This window comes from Shewanella sp. FDAARGOS_354 (assembly GCF_002209245.2).
Taxonomy (GTDB): domain Bacteria; phylum Pseudomonadota; class Gammaproteobacteria; order Enterobacterales; family Shewanellaceae; genus Shewanella; species Shewanella xiamenensis.
Genome location: NZ_CP022089.2, coordinates 3,311,971 through 3,332,121, shown reverse-complemented (window position 1 = coordinate 3,332,121; position 20,151 = coordinate 3,311,971). Strand labels below are relative to the sequence as shown.

General features: G+C 47.2%; 14 protein-coding genes. 8 read left to right on the top strand and 6 right to left on the bottom strand.

What is annotated here, in order from left to right:
• Positions 1-28: 28 nt before the first annotated feature.
• From CEQ32_RS23290 to CEQ32_RS14880, 4 genes are all read left to right on the top strand, one after another.
• Complete coding sequence (locus CEQ32_RS23290) at positions 29-4,924, top strand: S8 family serine peptidase (protein WP_088586312.1); 4,896 nt, start codon at positions 29-31, stop codon at positions 4,922-4,924.
• A gap of 205 nt (positions 4,925-5,129) precedes the next feature.
• Positions 5,130-6,542 (top strand): amidohydrolase, encoded by a 1,413-nt coding sequence (locus CEQ32_RS14890; protein WP_088586311.1) that lies wholly within the window; start codon positions 5,130-5,132, stop codon positions 6,540-6,542.
• A gap of 136 nt (positions 6,543-6,678) precedes the next feature.
• A complete protein-coding gene (locus tag CEQ32_RS14885; protein ID WP_088586310.1) occupies positions 6,679-8,010 on the top strand; it encodes a M16 family metallopeptidase in 1,332 nt (443 codons plus the stop codon).
• Positions 8,011-8,021: 11 nt separating this feature from the next.
• A complete protein-coding gene (locus CEQ32_RS14880) occupies positions 8,022-9,485 on the top strand; it encodes a M16 family metallopeptidase (RefSeq protein ID WP_413776997.1) in 1,464 nt (487 codons plus the stop codon).
• A gap of 81 nt (positions 9,486-9,566) precedes the next feature.
• Here CEQ32_RS14880 and CEQ32_RS14875 read toward each other — a convergent pair whose 3' ends face one another.
• The gene (locus CEQ32_RS14875; RefSeq protein ID WP_088586308.1) at positions 9,567-11,594 is read right to left on the bottom strand and encodes an alpha/beta hydrolase family protein; all 2,028 of its coding nucleotides are present in this window, start codon (positions 11,592-11,594) and stop codon (positions 9,567-9,569) included.
• Between the two features lie 245 nt (positions 11,595-11,839).
• Here CEQ32_RS14875 and CEQ32_RS14870 point away from each other — a divergent pair, with 245 nt between their 5' ends.
• On the top strand, positions 11,840-12,394 hold the full coding sequence (locus tag CEQ32_RS14870) for a hypothetical protein (protein WP_088586307.1): 555 nt from the start codon (positions 11,840-11,842) through the stop codon (positions 12,392-12,394).
• Between the two features lie 197 nt (positions 12,395-12,591).
• Here CEQ32_RS14870 and CEQ32_RS14865 read toward each other — a convergent pair whose 3' ends face one another.
• Both CEQ32_RS14865 and CEQ32_RS14860 read right to left on the bottom strand, forming a co-directional pair.
• On the bottom strand, positions 12,592-13,881 hold the full coding sequence (locus CEQ32_RS14865) for a hypothetical protein (protein WP_088586306.1): 1,290 nt from the start codon (positions 13,879-13,881) through the stop codon (positions 12,592-12,594).
• Positions 13,882-13,975: 94 nt separating this feature from the next.
• The gene (locus CEQ32_RS14860; protein ID WP_088586305.1) at positions 13,976-14,656 is read right to left on the bottom strand and encodes a hypothetical protein; all 681 of its coding nucleotides are present in this window, start codon (positions 14,654-14,656) and stop codon (positions 13,976-13,978) included.
• A gap of 466 nt (positions 14,657-15,122) precedes the next feature.
• On the opposite strand from CEQ32_RS14860, the gene CEQ32_RS14855 reads away from it, so the two are divergent.
• The gene (locus CEQ32_RS14855) at positions 15,123-15,437 is read left to right on the top strand and encodes a hypothetical protein (RefSeq protein WP_088586304.1); all 315 of its coding nucleotides are present in this window, start codon (positions 15,123-15,125) and stop codon (positions 15,435-15,437) included.
• 349 nt (positions 15,438-15,786) lie between these two features.
• On the opposite strand, the gene CEQ32_RS14850 is transcribed toward CEQ32_RS14855, so the two are convergent.
• Together CEQ32_RS14850 and trmL are read right to left on the bottom strand one after the other, a co-directional pair.
• Entirely contained in the window at positions 15,787-16,686 is a 900-nt protein-coding gene (locus tag CEQ32_RS14850; protein ID WP_088585327.1) for an IS982 family transposase, read from the bottom strand.
• Between the two features lie 104 nt (positions 16,687-16,790).
• Complete coding sequence (gene trmL / locus CEQ32_RS14845; RefSeq protein ID WP_011624457.1) at positions 16,791-17,255, bottom strand: tRNA (uridine(34)/cytosine(34)/5-carboxymethylaminomethyluridine(34)-2'-O)-methyltransferase TrmL; 465 nt, start codon at positions 17,253-17,255, stop codon at positions 16,791-16,793.
• 196 nt (positions 17,256-17,451) lie between these two features.
• Between trmL and CEQ32_RS14840 the strand changes: the two genes are divergently transcribed.
• Positions 17,452-18,306, top strand: a complete 855-nt coding sequence (locus CEQ32_RS14840; RefSeq protein ID WP_122040770.1) for a DMT family transporter — start codon at positions 17,452-17,454, stop codon at positions 18,304-18,306.
• Positions 18,307-19,242 carry a LysR family transcriptional regulator gene (locus CEQ32_RS14835; protein ID WP_088586303.1) on the top strand — a complete coding sequence of 312 codons (936 nt, stop codon included), beginning with the start codon at positions 18,307-18,309 and terminating at the stop codon, positions 19,240-19,242.
• Here CEQ32_RS14835 and CEQ32_RS14830 read toward each other — a convergent pair.
• Complete coding sequence (locus CEQ32_RS14830; RefSeq protein ID WP_088586302.1) at positions 19,235-20,107, bottom strand: patatin family protein; 873 nt, start codon at positions 20,105-20,107, stop codon at positions 19,235-19,237. The two genes, CEQ32_RS14835 and CEQ32_RS14830, sit on opposite strands and share 8 nt — an antisense overlap.
• Between the last annotated feature and the right edge of the window lie 44 nt (positions 20,108-20,151).

Sequence of the window (20,151 nt, the reverse complement as noted above, 5' to 3'; positions counted from 1 at the left end):
GCAACATAAATCTAACAAGGAATGAGTAATGAAATTGAAGAAGATCAGCATAATGACCTTTGCGGCGCTATATGCGACCGGAATAGGGACGTTAGTTGCCAATCCTTTAGATAGGAACCAAGCCGAGCAAAAACTTATTGGTATCAAGCTGGCACCCGAACAAATATTAGCCAATAAAAATAAACCAACCCATCCGGCTTTGAATCGCGCTAATAGACCGGGTCAAATTGGTATGAACGTCCATCGCGCTGTAAATGGGAGTAGCAATAAGGCGCCATTTGCATGGGAAAAGGACATTGATGGAACGCATACCTATATTATTCAATTAATGGATGCTCCTGTTTCACTTTATCAGGGTGATAGACCTGAGTTTGCCGCCACGTCGCCTCGTAGCAATCAGCCCGCAATACGTTCTAATGAGCGTTTTGGGACAATCGATTTAAAGAGCAAAACCGTTAAAAACTACCAAGCTTTTTTAACGCGCTCTCAGGATGAAACCGCTAGCCAAATCAAGCGTGTTGCACCAGATGCTGAAATAAAGCGTCGCTTTAATGTGGCACTAAACGGTATGACCATGGTGTTAACTCAGGAGCAAGCCGCTGAAGTGGCTAAGTTGCCCAATGTTAAAGCGGTGACTCGGGCGAAGGAATATCAATTATTCACCGATGTCGGCCCTAAGCATATTGGCGCTGATATGATTTGGCAGGGCACGAGCACTCCCGACGGCGTTGCGATGCGTGGTGAGGGCATTATTGCCGGTATTATCGACACTGGGATTAACTCAGATCACCCCTCTTTTGCCGCAGTTTCGGCAGACGGTTATAAGCACGTCAACCCATTAGGCGAAGGCAATTATCTGGGCGACTGCCAAGAATATCCTTTGATGTGTAACAGTAAGCTTATCGGTGTACGTTCTTACGATATGATTACCGATACCTATAAAGATCCGATTTTCCAACCCGATCTGCCACCGTGGGAAGTGGATTATAAACGCCCACCCAATGGTGAAGATTACAACGGCCATGGTTCACATACTGCCAGTACTGTTGCGGGTAACGTGCTCTACAATGTGCCCTTTAAACTGAGTGGAACTGATGAAAAATCAGATGGTTTTGATACCTCTTTAGTCTTCCCCGAAATTTCAGGCGTTGCCCCAAGAGCCAACATTATTGCCTACCAAGTGTGTTATCCCGGTGGTGGTTCGTATGGCGAAAACTACGGTGGTTGTCCTGGCGATGCATTAGTCGCTGCTATTGAAGATGCCATTATCGACGGCGTCGATGTAATTAACTTCTCTATCGGTGGACTTGAAAGTCTGCCTTGGTACGATGCCGTTGAAATGGCGTTTTTAGCTGCGCGTGAATCGGGGATCTCTGTTGCTGCTTCGGCGGGTAACTGGGGACGCTATGGCCCAGGCTATATCGACCATGTCTCGCCTTGGTTAACATCCGTTGCTGCCAGTACCCATGGTCGCCAAATTGAACCTGTTGAAGGCTCGCTCACTTTTGCAGGTGAAAACGCACCTAATAAAATGGCAGGTTATGCCGTAACGGGAGATATCACTGGCCGTTTAGTTGATGCCGCAACCTATAGTGATCCACTGTGCTTGGCTCCTTTCCCAGCTGGCACATTCAATAGCGATGATATCGTGTTATGTAAGCGCGGTGAAAATGCTCGCGTACAGAAAGGTGTTAACGTTGCTGCGGGCGGTGCAGGTGGGATTATTTTATATAACGCCGTATCTTGGGACGATGGTACTGGCGCGAATAGCCTAAATTTAAACCCTTTCCCTATCCCTGGAATGCACATCGACGCGGCATCAGGCAATCAGCTTGTTGAATGGATTGCCAACACCACAGAGCCTAAAGTCACCATCACTGCGGGTAAGATTATCACCACTGAGCGCGAAGCCGATGTGTTAGCTGACTTCTCCTCCCGTGGTCCAAGTAGCACTAACCCCAATGTAATGGTGCCAAACGTGTCAGCCCCCGGGGTGGACGTGTTTGCTGCTTATTCTGACGAAATGCCTTTTAGCTTGTATCCCTCACCGAGTGATTATGAAGCCATTAGTGGTACTTCTATGGCAGGTCCACATGTGGCGGGCGCTTTAGCGTTATTAACCCAAGCGCACCCACAATGGACGCCTGCGATGATCCAGTCGGCACTGATGACCACCGCCGTGTTAGGTAAAGCTCCAACCTACGATAATCCGCCAAAATTAGTGGATGCAGCTTTCTACGATATGGGTAGCGGAGTGATTAACGTAGCCAGAGCGGTAAAAGCGGGTCTGGTGATGGATGAAAACGGTGACAATTATCGCGCAGCCAACCCCATGGAAGGTGGCGATGTGACCGCGTTAAACGTGCCTTATTTAGTCAATGCGGAATGTAAAAGTAGCTGCACTTGGATGCGTACCTTTACTGCCACGACAGACGGTGAGTGGAACGTGAGTGCGACCGAAATTACCACAGAAGGCGCGCCTTTCCTTGAGCTAAGTGTTTATCCGCAAACGATTAAGTTAAAAGCGGGTGAGCAGCAAAGTATTATGGTAACGGCGAAAATCCTCGATGTAACCTCTGTCAACGCTAACTCTTCCTCAAACGAAGTGTTTGGTAAAATTGACCTGAAACCGACGGATGCCAGTTTGCCAGATCAATACTTGCCCGTAATGGCACGTTTTACTGGCTCTAGCTTGCCTGAAATTGTCGCAGGAAAAATCCACCGCGATACTGGCACTATGTTGACACCAGAGTTAATGACCAAAGAAATCAGCGCGCTGAATGTCAAAGTGAGTGGCTTAACCGCAGGTACAGTCACAGAGCACAAACTTAATGCCGCCTATGTTGACTTTACAAAGCCTGAAACAATGGAAAATAATCCGGGTGTTTCGGTGCATTTCTTTGACGTACCAGAAGGCACTCGCCGCATCGTATGGGAAGAAGTCTCTGCAGATAATGCCGCATCAACGTCTTTAGATATTGGTATGGACTTGAATAGCAACGGCAAAGTGGAATGGTATGACGAGGCGATTTGTTACTCCTATACCGATGTTACCGACTATTGCGCGATCAATGATCCAACGCCAGGCCGTTACTGGGTGATGTTAGGTAACTTTAAGCGCCCATGGGGAGACGAGATTGATACCAAAGACAGCATTAAAGCGAGTCTGGCGATTATCTCCGACACTGATACTAAGCAACTGAATGTAACAGGGCCAGCAAGTACCAATGGTATCGATCCTTACCAATTGCAAATGAACTGGTCTGTCACAGGCAGTAAAGCGGGTGATCGCTTATACGGCTTGGTTGAAGTCGGTAATGGTGCGCAAAACGTTGGCAACATTGGCAAAATGGCCGTGCATTTAGTACATGAGGGCAATGATGTCAGTATCACGACCAGCCAACAACAAGCCAAAGAAGGCGATGTTGTTGAGGTTAAGATGCTGATGGCACCAAACCTACTCGGATTAGAGCGCGATGTGAATATTGCCTTAACACTGCCTGAAGGTTTGCAATTATTGCCTGACACGCTAAAAGCGAACAGCAATAACCAAGATCTTAAAGCTGGTCTCACTGTTGCTGCGCAGCAAATTACTCTGAAAGCGATGCAACAAGCGAGTAATGCGCAAAAACGTCAATACACCTTTACCACCAGCGAGACCGACGAGAGCTGTCGAATTCCCATCGGTTCAAATCCTTATTATTTGGATTTATTTACCGAGGCTGGAATCGCGTCTGAAGCGGCAATTGCTGGTCGGGTGAATGATACGGTAACTGTGCCATTAAGCGCATTTGGTATTGATCGTATCCCGCTGTATAACAATCCAGAGGAGTATTCACACAAAGATACCTTAAGTATTTCTCCTGGTGGATTTATTCAGCTCGATCAACTGCCACTGTTTTGGGCTGCTCACTATCCAATGGAAGAGCAATATTTCCCCGATACTGTGATTGCTCCGTTATGGCGTGGAGATGGTGTTACCATCCCTGAATATAATTTGGATACCGAAAGCATGGACGGCGTATCGCTTGCTGTTACCAATGACCGACGTTATCTGATTGTTGAATGGGATAATATGCGTCAGGATTTTGCCTTTGGTATTAACCATGATCCTGATTACGATGCCCGTTACAGTTTTGAGCTATTAGCCTCAACTCAGCTTAATTTTGCCCCTGGTGAACATGAGTTTATTTTTGCCTATGACAAATTAACCGGTAACAAAGCGCATTTAGGCTCAATTGGTTTACATGGTTACTATGGACCACGTGGCACCTTTGGCCCTGCGTATGGTTATATCGGTGATGGCTTTGCCTTTAACGATCTGGATAAGAAAATTGCAGAAGGCTTAGTGGTCTGTGCTAACTACACTGGGCCTGAAGCGACAGCAATCGAACTATCATTCTCAGCCCGTGTTGGTGCTAAAGCGGTAGGTCAAGATCTGCAGATTATTGCTAAAAGTGATTACACTGGCAGCAGTAGTGTGACCTCTAGCGGAAGCCTCAAAGTACCTTCAAACCTTGCGATAGGTGCACTCGGCAATATGTCTGTTGCTGAAAACACCAGCATCAGTTTTGAGGTGCTAGTGCAAGACAAAGAAAATACCGCTAATGGTATCCAAGTCACAGGCGCGCATATCACCTCAGTTGTTAATGGTAACCAAGTCACCATCACTCCCGAAAAAGATTGGCACGGTACAACCACTGTCACAGTGAAAGCCTTTGATAAGGTTTATCAAAATGACATGGTGCAAACGAGCTTCAACTTAGTCGTGAACTCTGATGGTGTGGAGCCAACGCCACCAACACCTCCAACACCACCTGTTGAAGAGACTAAAGAGAGCGATGGCGGTAGCTTGGGCTGGCTTGCTGTCCTGATGCTTGGCTTGATGGCCGCATCACGTCAAAAATGGAATGTTAATAAGTAAACTTCACCTTTAAGTAGTACCTTGTCTTTGGGCCTTCTAACGGAGGCCCTTTTTTATGCGTCCAAGTGTGGATTGTCATCGGCCATAAATGATGTGTTTATCCCACATTAATTCTTCGTTACAAGCCTTGCTATTAAATCTATTAACAATTTCTCAATGTCCGTGTAGTTTAGATAGCTTATAAAAACAACAATAGGTTATCGCTATGACTGTATCCTCGGTATCGCGCGCTTTATCAACATCTTCTGTCGCCACATCCTTTGCACCTTATGTGAGTTCATTCGGTGTGAGTACATCAAAATTGGCCAAGAGCTTACTGGCTTCCATCGTCACTTTGAGTTTAATGGGTGTAGGCTTAAGTTCTGCCTATGCGGCGCAGCCCGATGCGGCTAAGCTGGCGGCGGGTGTGGAGCAAAAGGTGCTCGACTGGCGCCGAGATTTACACCAGCATCCAGAGCTATCTAATCGCGAGTTTCGCACCAGCAAAATTATCGAAAAGCATCTGAAATCCCTCGGATTAGAAGTACAAACGGGCATCGCCCATACCGGGGTTGTTGCTATCTTGAAAGGCGAAAAGTTAAAGGGCGGTAAGCCCGGCCCTTTGATTGCGATCCGCGCTGATATGGATGCCTTGCCCGTGACCGAAGTCGTCGATGTGCCCTTTGCCTCTAAAGCGACAGATACCTATCGCGGTCAAACCGTAGGGGTGATGCATGCCTGCGGCCACGATACCCATGTGGCCATGCTGATGGGCGTGGCCGAGAACTTAGTGAAAGTGAAGGATAGCCTTGCCGGCGATGTGATGTTTATCTTCCAGCCTGCTGAAGAAGGTGCGCCCGATGGCGAAGAGGGCGGCGCGGAATTAATGCTCAAACAAGGGCTGTTTGCCAAGCGTAAACCCGACCAAGTGTTTGGGATGCATGTGACCTCGAGTATGCCAAGCGGCATGATTGGGGTGCGCAGCGGCCCAGCAATGGCGAGTGAAGATTCCTTTACGATCAAAGTGAAAGGTCGCCAAACCCATGGCTCGCGTCCGTGGAATGGTGTCGACCCTATTGTGGCCGCGGCGCAAATTATTACCAATGTGCAAACTATTGTCAGTCGTCAGGTGGATATTACCAAAGCGCCTGCCGTGGTGAGTTTTGGCGCGGTCAATGGCGGCATTCGCTCGAATATTATTCCTGATGAAGTCGAGTTGATTGGCACCATCCGCACCTTTGACCAGCCTATGCGTGCCGATATTAAGGTGCGCTTGGCCGAAATCGCCGAGTTATCGGCAAAAACCTTAGGCGCCACCGCGACAACCGAAATCCATCAAGGTTATCCCGTGGTGGTGAACAATCCCGAATTGGTCGCCAGTATGCGCCCCGTGCTTGCCAGCGTGGTTGGCGATAAGATGCTGATTGAGCCTGGATTAATCACAGGTGCCGAGGACTTTTCCTTCTATGCCTTAGAGTCCCCTGGGATGTTTTTCTTCCTCGGGGTGACGCCAAAGGGCACCGATCCTGAAACGGCGGCCAGTAACCATTCGCCAGCATTTTATGTGGATGAAAGCGCGTTAAAAGTTGGTGTTGAGGCCATGACTAAGGTTGCGCTTACGGCACTTAAGGCGCAATAAACCGCTTAAGCCTTATTCCGTCAGCTTTTCGGTATAACTTGAGCTTACAAAAAATTGGGCGGGAAGATCTTTTCGCCCTTGATTTGTTAATCAATATGCCCTCTTATGTGAATTTTTACAGCAAGGAGCGAACAAGATGAAGCGCACGCTATCGGCGCTGGTATTGGCGATGGGACTCTTTAATCCCTTGAGCCAAGCTCAGGCCACCACGGCAGAAGACATTAAGAGTTTCACGCTAGATAACGGCATGAAAATCATGGTGCTAGAGGACTCTTCTATTCCCAATGCCAACATGTATCTATTTTGGAAAGTCGGTTCCCGTAACGAAGTCCCGGGCATTACTGGTATCTCACATTTTTTCGAGCATATGATGTTTAACGGCTCGAAAAAATATGGCCCTAAGATGTTCGACCGTACGATGGAAGCTGCGGGCGGGGCTAACAATGCCTATACCACAGAGGATATGACGGTTTACACCGACTGGTTCCCAGCCAATGCGCTAGAAACTATGTTCGACCTCGAGGCCGATCGTATCGCCAACTTGGATATCAATCCAGAAATGGTGGAAAGCGAGCGTGGCGTAGTGCAGTCGGAGCGTTCAACTGGGCTTGAAAACTCTAACTGGAATACCCTCGAAGGCGAAGTTAAAGGCGTGGCCTTTTTAGCGCATCCCTATTCTTGGTCTGTGATTGGTCATGAATCGGATATCGCCGCTTGGACCTTGGAAGATTTAGTGCAATACCATAAGACCTATTACGCGCCAAACAATGCGGTCGTGGTGATTGCGGGTGATGTGAAGCTTGCCCAAGTTAAAGCCTTGGCCGACAAGTACTTTGCGCCTATTCCTGCGCAAACACCGCCAAAGGCCGTGCGTACCGTGGAGCCTGAGCAAAAGGGTGAGCGCCGTACCTTTGTTCAAAAAGCCTCGGTCAGTACGCCTAATGTGATGCTGGCTTACCATATTCCGGCAGCGACTCACGCAGATTTTTATGCGCTGGATTTATTAAGTTCGATTTTAAGCCAAGGCAATAGCTCGCGTTTATATCAAGCGCTGGTGGATAAACAAGTGGCCTTAGAAGCGCAAACCTATATGCCGATGTCGGTCGATCCCAATCTCTTTTACGTCATGGGTGTAGCTACGCCAGAGGTGAAAGCATCGACGCTAGAGCGGGGGCTGATTGAACAAATCGATGCCATTGCGACCCATGGCGTTAGCCAGCAAGAGCTAGATAAAGTTAAAAATATCAAGTTGATGGATTTTTACCGCGCGATGGAAACCATTAATGGTAAGGCCAACACTATCGGCACCTATGAAATGTATTTTGGCAGTTACGACAAGTTATTTAATGCGCCAGAGGCCTATAACAAGGTAACGCCTGCGGATATCCAACGTGTTGCCCAAACCTATTTACGCAAATCGAATCGCACGGTCGCGGTATTGGCGGCAAACGAGGAGAACTCTCAATGAAATCGATAGCAATGAAACTCTCCTTTGTAAAATCATCCTTTGTCAAATCATCTTGGCAACCGACGAAGTTATTGGTCGCATTGGCCCTAGGCACTAGCTTAGCCTTATCCGGCTGCGCCTCCACCACTGCATCCAAACGCGTCGATACCGGCAGCTTTGCCATGCCAAGTTACGACAAGTTAGTGCTAGATAACGGCCTTACAGTGTATTTAATGCCACAGCGCGAAGTGCCGTTGATCACCCTAAACGCGGTCGTGCGTGCAGGGGCGGTAAACGACACCACAGCAGGTATCGCCCAAATGACCGCCCAAGGTTTACTCCTTGGCGCGGCGGGTAAATCCAAGGCCGAGATTGAGCAACAAGTGGATTTTCTCGGCGCTAGCTTAGGGGCCGAAGCCGATAAAGAAGGTAGCTATCTGGCCGCCGATTTTATGGCGAAAGATACCGATGTGATGCTTGGCCTATTCAGCGCCGCGCTATTAAGCCCAGACTTTGATTCAGCAGAATTCGACAAGCTTAAGCAGCGCGCCATTGCGGGTTTACAGCAGGATAAAGAAAGCCCGCGCGCCGTGATTGGTCGTTACTTCGACAAACTGGTGTTCGGTGCTCATCCTTACGGTAATGCCTCATCGGGTAATCGTGAGTCACTTGAGCAAGTCACAGTGTCGCAGCTGCGCGCCTTCCATAAAAGCTACTATCAACCCGCCAATACCGCATTAACAGTGGTGGGGGATTTTGATGTGGCGGCGATGAAGGCCAAGCTAACTCAGACTTTTGGCCAGTGGAAAGGCAGCGAAAAACTCGTTCAGCCCGACTTAAACCAAGGTTTGCCTAAGTTAACTGAGGCCAAAGTGCTGCTGGTGGATAAGCCAGATGCAATGGAAACCACCTTTGTTATCGGCGGTTTAGGCATTAGCCGTGATAACCCAGACTATGTGGGGCTAACGGTAGTGAACACGATTTTAGGTGGTCGCTTTACCTCTTGGCTGAACGATGAGCTGCGGGTGAATGCGGGGCTAACCTATGGCGCGCGCTCCGGCTTTAGTCCTTATACCGACTCGGGCGTGTTTACCATTAGCACCTTCACTAAGACGGAAACCACTCAACAGGCGATTGATTTAGCCCTGAAAACCTATGCTCGTTTATGGGAAAAAGGCGTCGACCAAGCGACTCTGGATTCGGCTAAAGCCTATGTTAAAGGTCAGTTCCCGCCTAAGTTCGAAACCTCGGGCCAATTGGCAGGACTCTTATCTGGCATGTATCTGTACGGCTTCGATGATAAGTTTATCAACGAGTTCCAAGCTAAAGTGGACGGTTTAACCTTAGAAGAGACTCAAAGGTTAGTGAAAACTTACTTCCCGCAAAAGGACTTACAGTTTGTGCTGATCGGCAACGCCAGCAAGATTGCGCCTATCGCGGCCAAGTATGGCCAAGTGCAAACCGTTGATATTAATGCGGTGGGTTTTGGTCAATAACCACTGGCGTTAGTCTATTTCGCCCAATAAAAAGGTCTGCATAGTGCAGACCTTTTGCTTTTCTGTTCTAGGTTCTAGATGTTATTGCGCACCGGGCTTGGCGTAGTGAGCCATCCAATCTTTCACTTGGTTATACCAATAGATGGAGTTGTTAGGCTTCATAATCCAATGGTTTTCATCGGGGAAATAAATCATCCGCGATTCAACATTACGGGTTTGTAGAGTACGGAATAGCTCAAAACCTTGGCCGACAGGCACACGGTAATCGAGCTGACCATGGCTGACTAAGGTTGGGGTGTTAAAGTTGGCGGCAAAGTAATGGGGTGAAATCGCTTTATACAGCTCAGGATTATCCCAGTAGTTACCAAAGCGGGTGCTGTGGACGGCAAAGTCGGCCGACATTTGTGCGTACATGTCGTACACCGCGGCATGGATCAGCAGCGCCTTAAAGGGATGTGGCTGGCCTAAAATAATCGAGGTTAAGTAGCCCCCATAACTGGCGCCGCCGGCGACCATACGATCGCTATCGATCCAGCTTTGTTGCTTAAACCAGTCTGCCGCTTTGAGTACGTCTTCGAGGGATTTGTTTTTCCAATCTGGGTTAATGGCATCGGCAAACTCTTGTCCAAAGCCGCTAGAGCCGTGGAAGTTTGGCCACGCGGTGACATAACCCCAAGAGGCAAAGGTTTGCGCATTCCAGCGGTAATGGAAACCATCGCTAATGGCGTTGTGTGGGCCGCCGTGGATTAACATAAACAGCGGATACTTTTTGCTGCGGTCGAACCCGGGAGGATAGTGCACCCACATTTGAATGTCTTGGCCTTGGTAACCTTTGTAGGTGACCGACTCATAGGTGCCTAAATCGACATCCTTTAAAATATCGTCGTTAAACTGTTCTAAACGCTCGGTTTTACCATTGCGAGGATTGATGCTGACTAAACGCGCTGGATACAAAAAGCTTTGATTGGTCGCAATCAACTGGCCATCTTTAGCGATAGCAGGTTGGCTAAAGTCGGTAGCTTGGGTGATGGCCTTGGCCTTACCGCTCTTGGCATCGATATGGTAAATACGGTTAGTGGCGGCATCATCAATGCTGGCATAGAACCCCTTGCTGTCGGGTGTCCAGTTGAAGTCAGACACTGAGCGATCCCAATCCGCGGTGAGCGTGGTGAGTTTGCGACTGCTTACATCCAGCAGCATTAGCCTTGCCGTATCGGCATAAAATCCGGGGATTTTTTGGCGAGTAAAGGCGAGGGTTTTGCCGTTAGGGCTAAATGTTGGGTTCAGATCCGGCGCTGGGTTATCTGGAGTGATGTTTTCAGCCTTGCTGCTACCGATGGTGGCGAGGAACAAATCTAACTTAGGATCAACCCGATTATCCGAACCATAGGCGCTGAAGGCGATTAAGCTCTCATCGGGGGAAATATCATAACTTGAGCTGCTTTGGCTTGAGCGTGGCAGTTCATGGCCTAAAGGCTGAGTCACGGCTTCAACCGCGCCGCCTGTGGCTGGGATCCTAAATACATGGGCCTGACGACGCTCATCTAACCAATGATCGAACTGCGAATAGGGCAGCGCATTCCACTGGCGGGCGGAGACTTTATTATCTTTATCTGTCTTAAGCTGGGCCTTCATTTGCTCCCAATTCTGCTCAGGGAAGATATTGCTGATAAAATACAAATGCTTGCCAACCCACTTGATGCCATTGACGCCGGTGGGGATATCCGTGAGTTTGCTGGCTTCACCTGGGCCATCCATAGGTAACAGGTAAATTTGGCCCGCGTCATCATCGTTACGTTCGCTGATAAAAGCCAAGGTTTTACCATCTGGCGAAAACACCGGCTCGCTGACTTTTAAGCCTTTGGCGGTAATCGCACGGTTATTTTTACCTTCACCGTCGAAGCGCCACAGTTGGGTTGAACCTTTGTCTTCCTTAAGGTCGTACTCAGTCACAGGCGCAATAATATGCTCGCCCGTGGAGGATACCACTGGGCTACCTATGCGTTTGAGTTGCCAAAGTAATTCGACTGAGAGTGGTTTGCTTGCTTCTGCAAATGCCGTGCTGAAGGGCATGAGTAAGCTAAGCAGTAAGATGCCTGCCTTTTTCACTAGATGTCTCCTTATCATTCAGAGCGTTATTGTTATTTTTAGCTATTAATCCCCAAAGTATAGAAACTGAGCATGAAATCAAACTGAGTCTATCGGTGGCAAGAGTGACTTTTATGTAAGTAACTGTAACCACTGAGCACATTTTGATGGCAAGGTATGTTGGGTATGGCGAAAAGTGTTATGGCGTATTTGTGGCTAAGGTGTTTTAACGCTAATGTATTGGGAGATTGAAATAGGACTCGAATATGGCGTTAATCATCCCGCAAAAACTGGGCAAGCTATTGATCAAAAATGTATTGATACTCGCCTTGGGCTGCTTGGCTATCTTTCCTGCGCAAGCCGCTAAGGTCAGTTTTAAAGCCTTTTGCCCGCAAATGGTGGGGCAGTGGCAGGGCAATGCCGCTAAGGCAAGTGACACCCCTAGACAAGTGACGGTCAATGGATTTTGTTCCCATGATCAGCGCCAGTTGCTCCTCTCCGTAAGTGTCGGTACGCACGCTCCCTACAGCGAGACATGGTGGTTTCGAGAGCAAGGCGAGCAAGTGCTGTTAACCTACTACGACGGTGTCTCGCAGGAAAAGCAGCAACTCTTTAGTTTATATCAACAAAATGGCGATTATTCCTTGCTGGGCGAGGGAGTCGTGAATGCGCGCGCCGCCTTAATCCAACTGTTATTCGAAGCTAAATCGCCCCAAGGCGCATGGCAGTGGACGCAAAATATCCAATATTTAGACGATGATATCGACCGCTATCAGCTATTTCGTGGGATAGAGATGGCGCCTATCGCACCACCTCATTAAGCCGACTAATTCATGCTCGACAATACGCAACTCACTTTGGGACAAAAACGTTTTAGGTCGTCGGTGTATCAGGTGCATTTCGCATAAAAATTTCTATGGGCTAACGCCCGCCTCAACTGCCGGAGGCTACTGGCGCCTTTTGTGTGGGGTTTTGCACAAAAGGTGACAGTAGCCGGAGGTCAGATTGCAGGCGCTTGTTATAAGCTGGGCGCATATATAATGTCAGTGAAAGAATTTTGAACTATTCTCCAGTGACCACCCGGTATAGACCTGACCGAAGGATTATTTTCTAAGTCTTGATATATTGCACGTATCGAAACTTCTTTAAATTTTGTTTGCTCATCAATTTCAAAACGCAGCTCTGCTATTACATGAGTAACTGCTGCAGCTTGATCATCGACACTCAATACTTTGAATGAAGTCGGCACATGCTTTCCAAAATCTTGACGCGCCATACCAGCTTTTTTACCCTTAGGAGTGTCGGTAAAGTATAAAAGGGCATCAGCGATAGGGCCAAATCGCTTATTACACCAATGATCTAAAAAGGCAGCCACTGCATGTTCAGGTGTATTTTCAGGAAGTCTGGAAATATCCCCTTCAAATGGCAGATATGGAATATTCTCAGGTATTCTTGGCTTCCATTCTTCAATGGATTTTTTCATTAGGTTTGTTTCAGAGATTTGCTTAAATAGCTGTTTCCAGCTCACCTCCTCTTTTGGTTTTGGTTCCTTCTTCCCATCATCAAGTGCTCCAGCCCAATCTCTCGCTGCAAAGAGAGCGGCCCAGCACTTTGCTGCCACTACTTTGTTATCAAAGGCTAACTCTCGACCATGAAGTATCCCGTTTCTATATGGGATAGATATAGGGTCTTCATTAGTTTTATTTCTGCCTTTAGTGAGAATTGAAGCTAGTGTCTGGAGCCCTGACTCATGAGCTGCAATGCAATCCCATGCCGTTAGATCGACGTTCTCTGCAAAAAAACCTACATGCTTCGATACATCATTTACGAGACCATCAAGCAAGCTAAGCAATAGTGGAACACATGCATGATATCTACCACACAAGTAATCCTCACTGGCCAATTCCGCAAGCCTTATTCTTTTTCTAAAATCACGATTCCCATTAAATCGTAATATTCCCCACTTTAATGTTTCTTCATCATACGAATCGGCTAGATATTCTTCAGCACGCTCCAAGCCTTCCGATGCCTGTAATTCTATTGCAGTTTTCATGACATCAAAATTCATACTTTCATAGGCGATCCACCCATGCGAGGAGAAGGTTTCATTGAATTGGTCTGGCACCAAGAGAATATTCGCTTGCTCTTTTAGTTTTGAGAAATCTGAAAAAACACTATCCAATTTTGGGAATAGCTTTTTAGAAAATGGGATTAAGCGATAGAGACTCTCAAAGCTATCAAAAGCATTCATCTGCTCAATAATATCTTTTGCTGACGGGTTATCCGCAATCTTTGATTCCTTGCTCATACTATCCTCTAGGCTTATAACGTTTGGTTAAGGGGCGGGCTTTAGCCCGTCCCAGTGAGCGAGGCGAACGGTTTGAACCAGTTGTTATGCACAACTACCCACCTTTTTGTGACTGCAAATTTTTCAGCGTGCTTTCAAGCTTATTGATTCTTGATAAATTAATTCGGGCGCGCTTCCAAAATGACATTTTAGTAAAGTCAGATAAGGTTTGTGTGTAGATCTTGATTTCGTTGTACTTGCTCAATAGATAACGGTCGTATTCTAAGCGAAGCCCTACTAGCTCCCACTCTTGTTGGCCCTGAGGTGCTTTTCTTATTTCTATTGATAGGCTGTCGCGGAGTTTGACTACATTGACTAATTGAGAGTGGTGAGTGTTCAAGGCCGAGATTTGCATTCTTAGTAAAAATAACTCTGGGCTTTTGAATTTTGCTGGTATTTGTAAAAGTAAAGGTTGGTAGTCGATTAGGTTAGAGATGCCAGTGAGAGTCATGCGGCCAGTGCCTGGGCTTAAATTTGAAAGTTCATTATTTAAGATTCCAACATTTGAATCGCACCTTGTAATATTATCGAAAGCCAAATCCCTTACTTGCATTCTGACTATTTCATTGTATGAAATGGTTTTTAAGTAACCTGAAATCCAACCAGAAACTACAGATAAACATACACCAACTATAGCTCCAAGAACTGCTGCGAACAGAGTGAGATAAGTATTTGATGAGCTTAGCTGAGTAGAGAGAGCTAGCAGGTACTCACTTAGAAAATCTGAAAAGCTCATTCGGTAGTACCTTAATTTGTTAGCGATGACCTGCCTGAAAGGCTACGGTGTTTAAACTAGATTGTGCATAACATTTTATTAGTGCGCATGCGCGTTTACCTCGTTGGACCAGTGAAAACGCGCACAGTTAACTATCTGTATGCAAAGAACTTATCAGCATTCTGTTAAATATACCATCTGGAAAAACGCGCATGCGCGTTTCCCAAACCTATTATCTAACCTATAGGTTTTATAATTGCATGATTTTAATAATATTTATTTATATTGGAATGTGAATACGCGCACGAAGTTAGGATAAAAATCGTCATAATTTCAATATGACTGTATGCCTGTCCAGCTTTTAGGCATTCAAAGAATTGCAAAATTTGAGTGAATTGGATGAGAATTTCTAGGCGAGAAAGTCTGCGTTTGACTGCGCCACAGACAACGAGTCAACTCGTTTTGGGGCAATTAGCTTTTTTGCCAAATGAACCGTTCAATGGTCGTTAAGATTGCCATTGTTGCAACAGTGACCGTTGGCGACATGGATGTCGCCGTCGAGCCTATAGGGACATATTCACGGCGTGTCACTGAGGAAACAATGACAATTCATCCTACACACCTGACGACAAACTTATCTCGCTTTGGGGCAAAAGCTTTTAGCCAGATGAACAGTTCAATGGTCGTCAAAATTGTCACTATTGCAACAGTGGCCGTTGGCGGCATGGCCGCTCTTTCACATCTGACCCATAGGGATATGGGAAATGCCACAATGATGTTGGGAACATCATTGGCCATGTGAACGCGGCATTTACACTTCCATGTGTTGCAGATGCCGCCGTCGAGCCTATAGGGATAACTCTTGTTAAATAAAAAGGCGGCGTGTCACTGAGGAAACAGTGGCAATGTATACCGCTTCAGCCGTCGAGCCTAGCGGGACAACTCTGTTAAATAAAACCGCATTGTGTCAGTGGGAAACAATGATAATTCATCCAACATACCTGATGGCAAGGTTATCTGGTTTTGGTGTGAATTGAGTTAAAACAATTTTTCGGCGTGGATGGCTGAATGATTTGGCTGAGTGATTAGAAAATTGGCTGGTGAAGTCCAGCCTAATCCAAATCAGTATTCCTACCTAACCTCAGATCTGGTTAAGCCAGCACTAAATTAGAGCTATCTAACAGTTCAAGCTCCTGAGCTGTTAGATTTAACGATGGCTTTTCTTCTTTTAAACAATATGCAATCAATCCACCAAGTAGATTGAGCATGAACCCATGCTCGCTGCGGTGTCTTGAGTGTTCAATATAGGAAATGTTCTTCAATTGGTCATTCACTGTTTCAATGATGAATCGCTTTTTTAAGATTGCTCTATCCCATAGAGAAATAAACTTTTTCTTCATGTTCTTACGAACTGTGGTGATTAACTCAACGCCCTTTTCCAAAAGCTCACCTGTTAGGGCTTGGCTAATATAGCCTTTATCACCATAAAGCTTACCAAAAAGAGACTCAGCCATTTCACTGACAGGTTGCCTGTCATCGACATTACCTTTCGTCAGTTTTAACGCTACAATTTCACCCAAGTGATTGATAATAAGATGCAGTTTAAATCCAAACGACCAGCCCATAGTTCCCTTTCCATGTTCGGCAATGCCTTCAAAAACCTTATTTCGCTTCGCTCGAATAATATGACAGACTTCAATTTTAGTGGAGTCGACAAACTGAATTCCCGTTGGCTTTCCAAGCTTTGAAGTCAGATAGCTACACATAGGGACAACGACGCTAGGCATTAATGCAAGGAAACGAGTGTAGCTCAACAACTCTGGAAAATAGGGTTTTAGCTGGCGACAAACATAGTGCAGATAATAATTTTTGAAATCTCGGTAATGTGATTGATGGAAATGAATGATAATGGTCATCACTTCTGCGGGAGAAAGGCGACAAGGTCTATTACGCTTCATTTCACCATTATCAAGCAATAAGCGTTGCCAATGTGGGATAAATAACTGACAGAAATCATCGACATCACAGTAAGTTTCAACTAGTTTGTTCATGCTCGTTCCTTTTTCTAATCACTCTTGGTCGAATGATCGGATCAGGGAACGAGCATTTAGTTCCTTTTGGGAGCTAAATTCTTATCCGAAGCTCAGGTTACCTATTAAATTGCGCCTTCAAACCCGAGCTGACGCCAGGCTTCGTAGCTGATAATCGCCACGGCATTGGAAAGATTGAGGCTGCGACTGGTTGCCGCCATCGGAATGCGTAATCGCTGCTCGGTCGGGATCGACTCAATAATCGGCATCGGTAGACCACGGGTTTCAGGGCCAAATAACAGTACGTCATCCTTAGCAAAACTGAGTTCAGTGTGAGGGCGGCTGCCCTTAGTGGTACAGGCCATAATGCGTTTGCCTGCCATGGCTTCGAGGAAGGCATCGAAGTTTTTATGGCGAGTCACATTGGTTAAATCGGCATAGTCTAGGCCCGCGCGGCGCAGTTTTTTCTCTTCAAAATCAAACCCTAGTGGCTCAATTAGATGCAGTTGGCTGCCGTTGTTTGCGCAAAGGCGAATGATATTACCCGTGTTGGGTGCGATTTCTGGCTCATAGAGTGCGATATGGAACATGCTTGCCCGCCTATAAAAAATGACGCCCGATTATACGGCAAACAAGCCTTAAGCGCAGCTCTGCGTGCGCATATCTAAAGCGGCATAAATGCGAATCCATTTTCTTTTCTCCCTATTAACCTTATCTCAGCACTTGCCTGTTTTATTCTCTCAAAGTAATATATCTCAATATCAAGATACTTTTTAAGAAGTCATTATGCCGTTTGTGATTGCGTTACTCGCCCCAGTGTTTTGGGGGACTACCTATGCACTGGTGAGTCTTTACTTACAGGATATGTCGCCCTACTGGGTGGCGGTTTGGCGCGCGCTGCCTGCGGGCATATTGCTGCTGATGCTGCGACCACGTTTGCCGACGCTGGCATGGTCTAAATTAAGCTTGCTGGCGTTTTGTAATATTGGCGCCTTCTTTGCGCTGCTGTTTATCGGTGCCTATCGGCTACCGGGTGCCGTTGCGGGCACGCTGGGTGCGACATTGCCATTAATCTTTTTGATCCTCGCTTGGCTGATTGATAAAAAACGCCCGGGGATGAAGTGGTTACTGCTTGGCTTAATGGGTCTCGGTGGCGTGATTTTATTGCTTAATCCCTCGGCGGATCTCGACCCGATTGGTGTCCTGTGTATGCTGAGCGCGACAACGTTGATTGCCTTTTCTTCCCGCTGGATGCAGCGCTGGGATGTGGGCGACTTTTTAGTGCTCACCGCTTGGCAATTACTCTTGGGGGGATTGATGTTGATCCCGCTGGCGTGGTTTATGGCGGGGCCGCCACAGATACCGAGTATGAATGTGGTTCCTTCACTCATTTGGTTAGCTACCGCCAATACCGCGGTGGCTTATTGGGCTTGGCTCTGGTCAATGCGAAATTTAGGACCAGAAATCATGGGGATGGTGGCTTTAGTCAATCCCGTGGTTGCCGTATCATTAGGCGTATTGATTGTGGGTGAAGCCTTAGATATGCGCCAGTGGGCAGGGATTTTAGTGATTTTACTGTCGCTACTGCTGATGAAGTTGCCGCAAAACTTGAGGTGGAATCCCTTAAAAGCGAGGGGTTAGATGCTAAAACACTTAGACTTAAACTTACTGCCCGTACTGGAAATTCTCCTCGAGGAGCAGAGTGTCACGGCCGCGGCGGCGCGGCTGCATTTAAGTCAGTCGGCGGTGAGTAAGCAACTAACTCGCCTGCGCGAAGTGTTTGACGACCCCTTATTCGAACGTACCGCCTACGGTCTCAAGCCGACGCCCAAGGCACTGTCGCTGGCGCCCGACTTACGCCAATGCTTACAGCAATTAGCGCAATTTACTCGACCAGATAGTTTTGAGCCCGCCCTAAGCCAAAGGCAATTTCGAATGCATCTGGTCGAGACGACTTATTCGCTGACCTTTCCACACTTTATGCCTTCGCTTTTAGCGCAGGCGCCCGGTGTGAGCATTAATTGCCAAACCTGGCGGCTGGATACCATGGAAAGATTGATGCGCTGCGATATCGATCTCGCCATAGGTTGCCGCGAATGGGATGAACGTTCGCCCATGCATGTAAACCATATCCCGGATGATATCCATTATGTTGAATTGGTTCAGGATTACACAGTATGCCTGATGCGCCGTGACCATCCAGCCCTTTCGCAGGAATGGAATCTCGACACCTTTTTAAGCTATCGCCAGTTACAGGTCGCCTTTGGCGGCTTGGAGCATTGGTTGTTAGACGATGTGCTGCAAATCCAAGGGCGTAAACGGGATATTGCGGTGAATATGACGGATTTTCAGAGTGCGCTGGCCCTGTGCGAGCAGAGCGATTTGATCCTCTGTGCCCCTTCCCGTTATGCCTTAGCTGTGATGAAGTCGTTTGACCTTAAGTATTTACCTTCGCCAATTAAGCTGATCCCCGGTGCGTATCTGCTTATGTGGCATAAGCATTTTGAACACGATCTCAGCCATAAATGGTTGCGGGAACTGATTATCGACAATGTCCTTACCTCGCTCCCTAACTAACTTCTGCCCTAGTGTTTAGCCAAGCCCGCAGCTTAGGCAAAATCGCCTGTCCATCGGCGAGGCCTTGCTGATACACGGCGGTCACTTTATCGATATTGCGGTCAAGCCGCGAGAGATTAAGTGGCGCAGCAGGGCGGATCACAAAGGACTGGCCGCTGGCAACACTCTTGGTGAGTTCCTCGAGGGATTGGTTATAACGTTGGTGACGCACTTTAAGTGCAGCGGCTACCGCCGGATAAGCTTGATAACGCTTGCGCGCTAACCAATTGAACTTCATCGGTGATTTTCGATAGTTTGCGTCTTGAGTTAGGATCACTACTTGGCGTGAATAGCCCTCTTGCTGCGCCTTGGCTACAGGAATGGGCGCGGCGATACCGCCATCGAGGTAGGTTTGGTGGTTTATCCGATAGGGATTGGCCATAAAAGGCAGGCTAGAGGAGGCGATCAGCACGTCGAGCAATTTGTCGTGCTCCTGAAAATCGGCCATGCCAAAGTAATCGGTTTGTCCTGTCTGGCAATTAAATGCCCCGACCTTAAACTCGGTTCCACTGCCTAAAAAGGTTTTAAAATCAAAAGGCAGTAACTCATAGGCCATGCGCTTATAGGTAAAATCGGTATTGACGTAATTACCCGTGGCCAACCAGTGGCGTAGCCCCATATAGCGCTTATCCCGCAGATATTGCTGCTGAATTTTTAAATTGCGGCCAAATTGGCGTGAGACATAAGAAGCGGGATAAATCGCCCCCGCCGAAACACCAATGACATAGGGGAAGTGCAATTGTTGCTGCAAAAAGGCATCTAACACGCCGGCGGTATAAATTGCCCTCAGGCCGCCGCCCTCTAACACTAAGGCCACATCTTGCATTGAGTTACTACTGTTTAATCGAATGGATAGAACAGCATACTCTA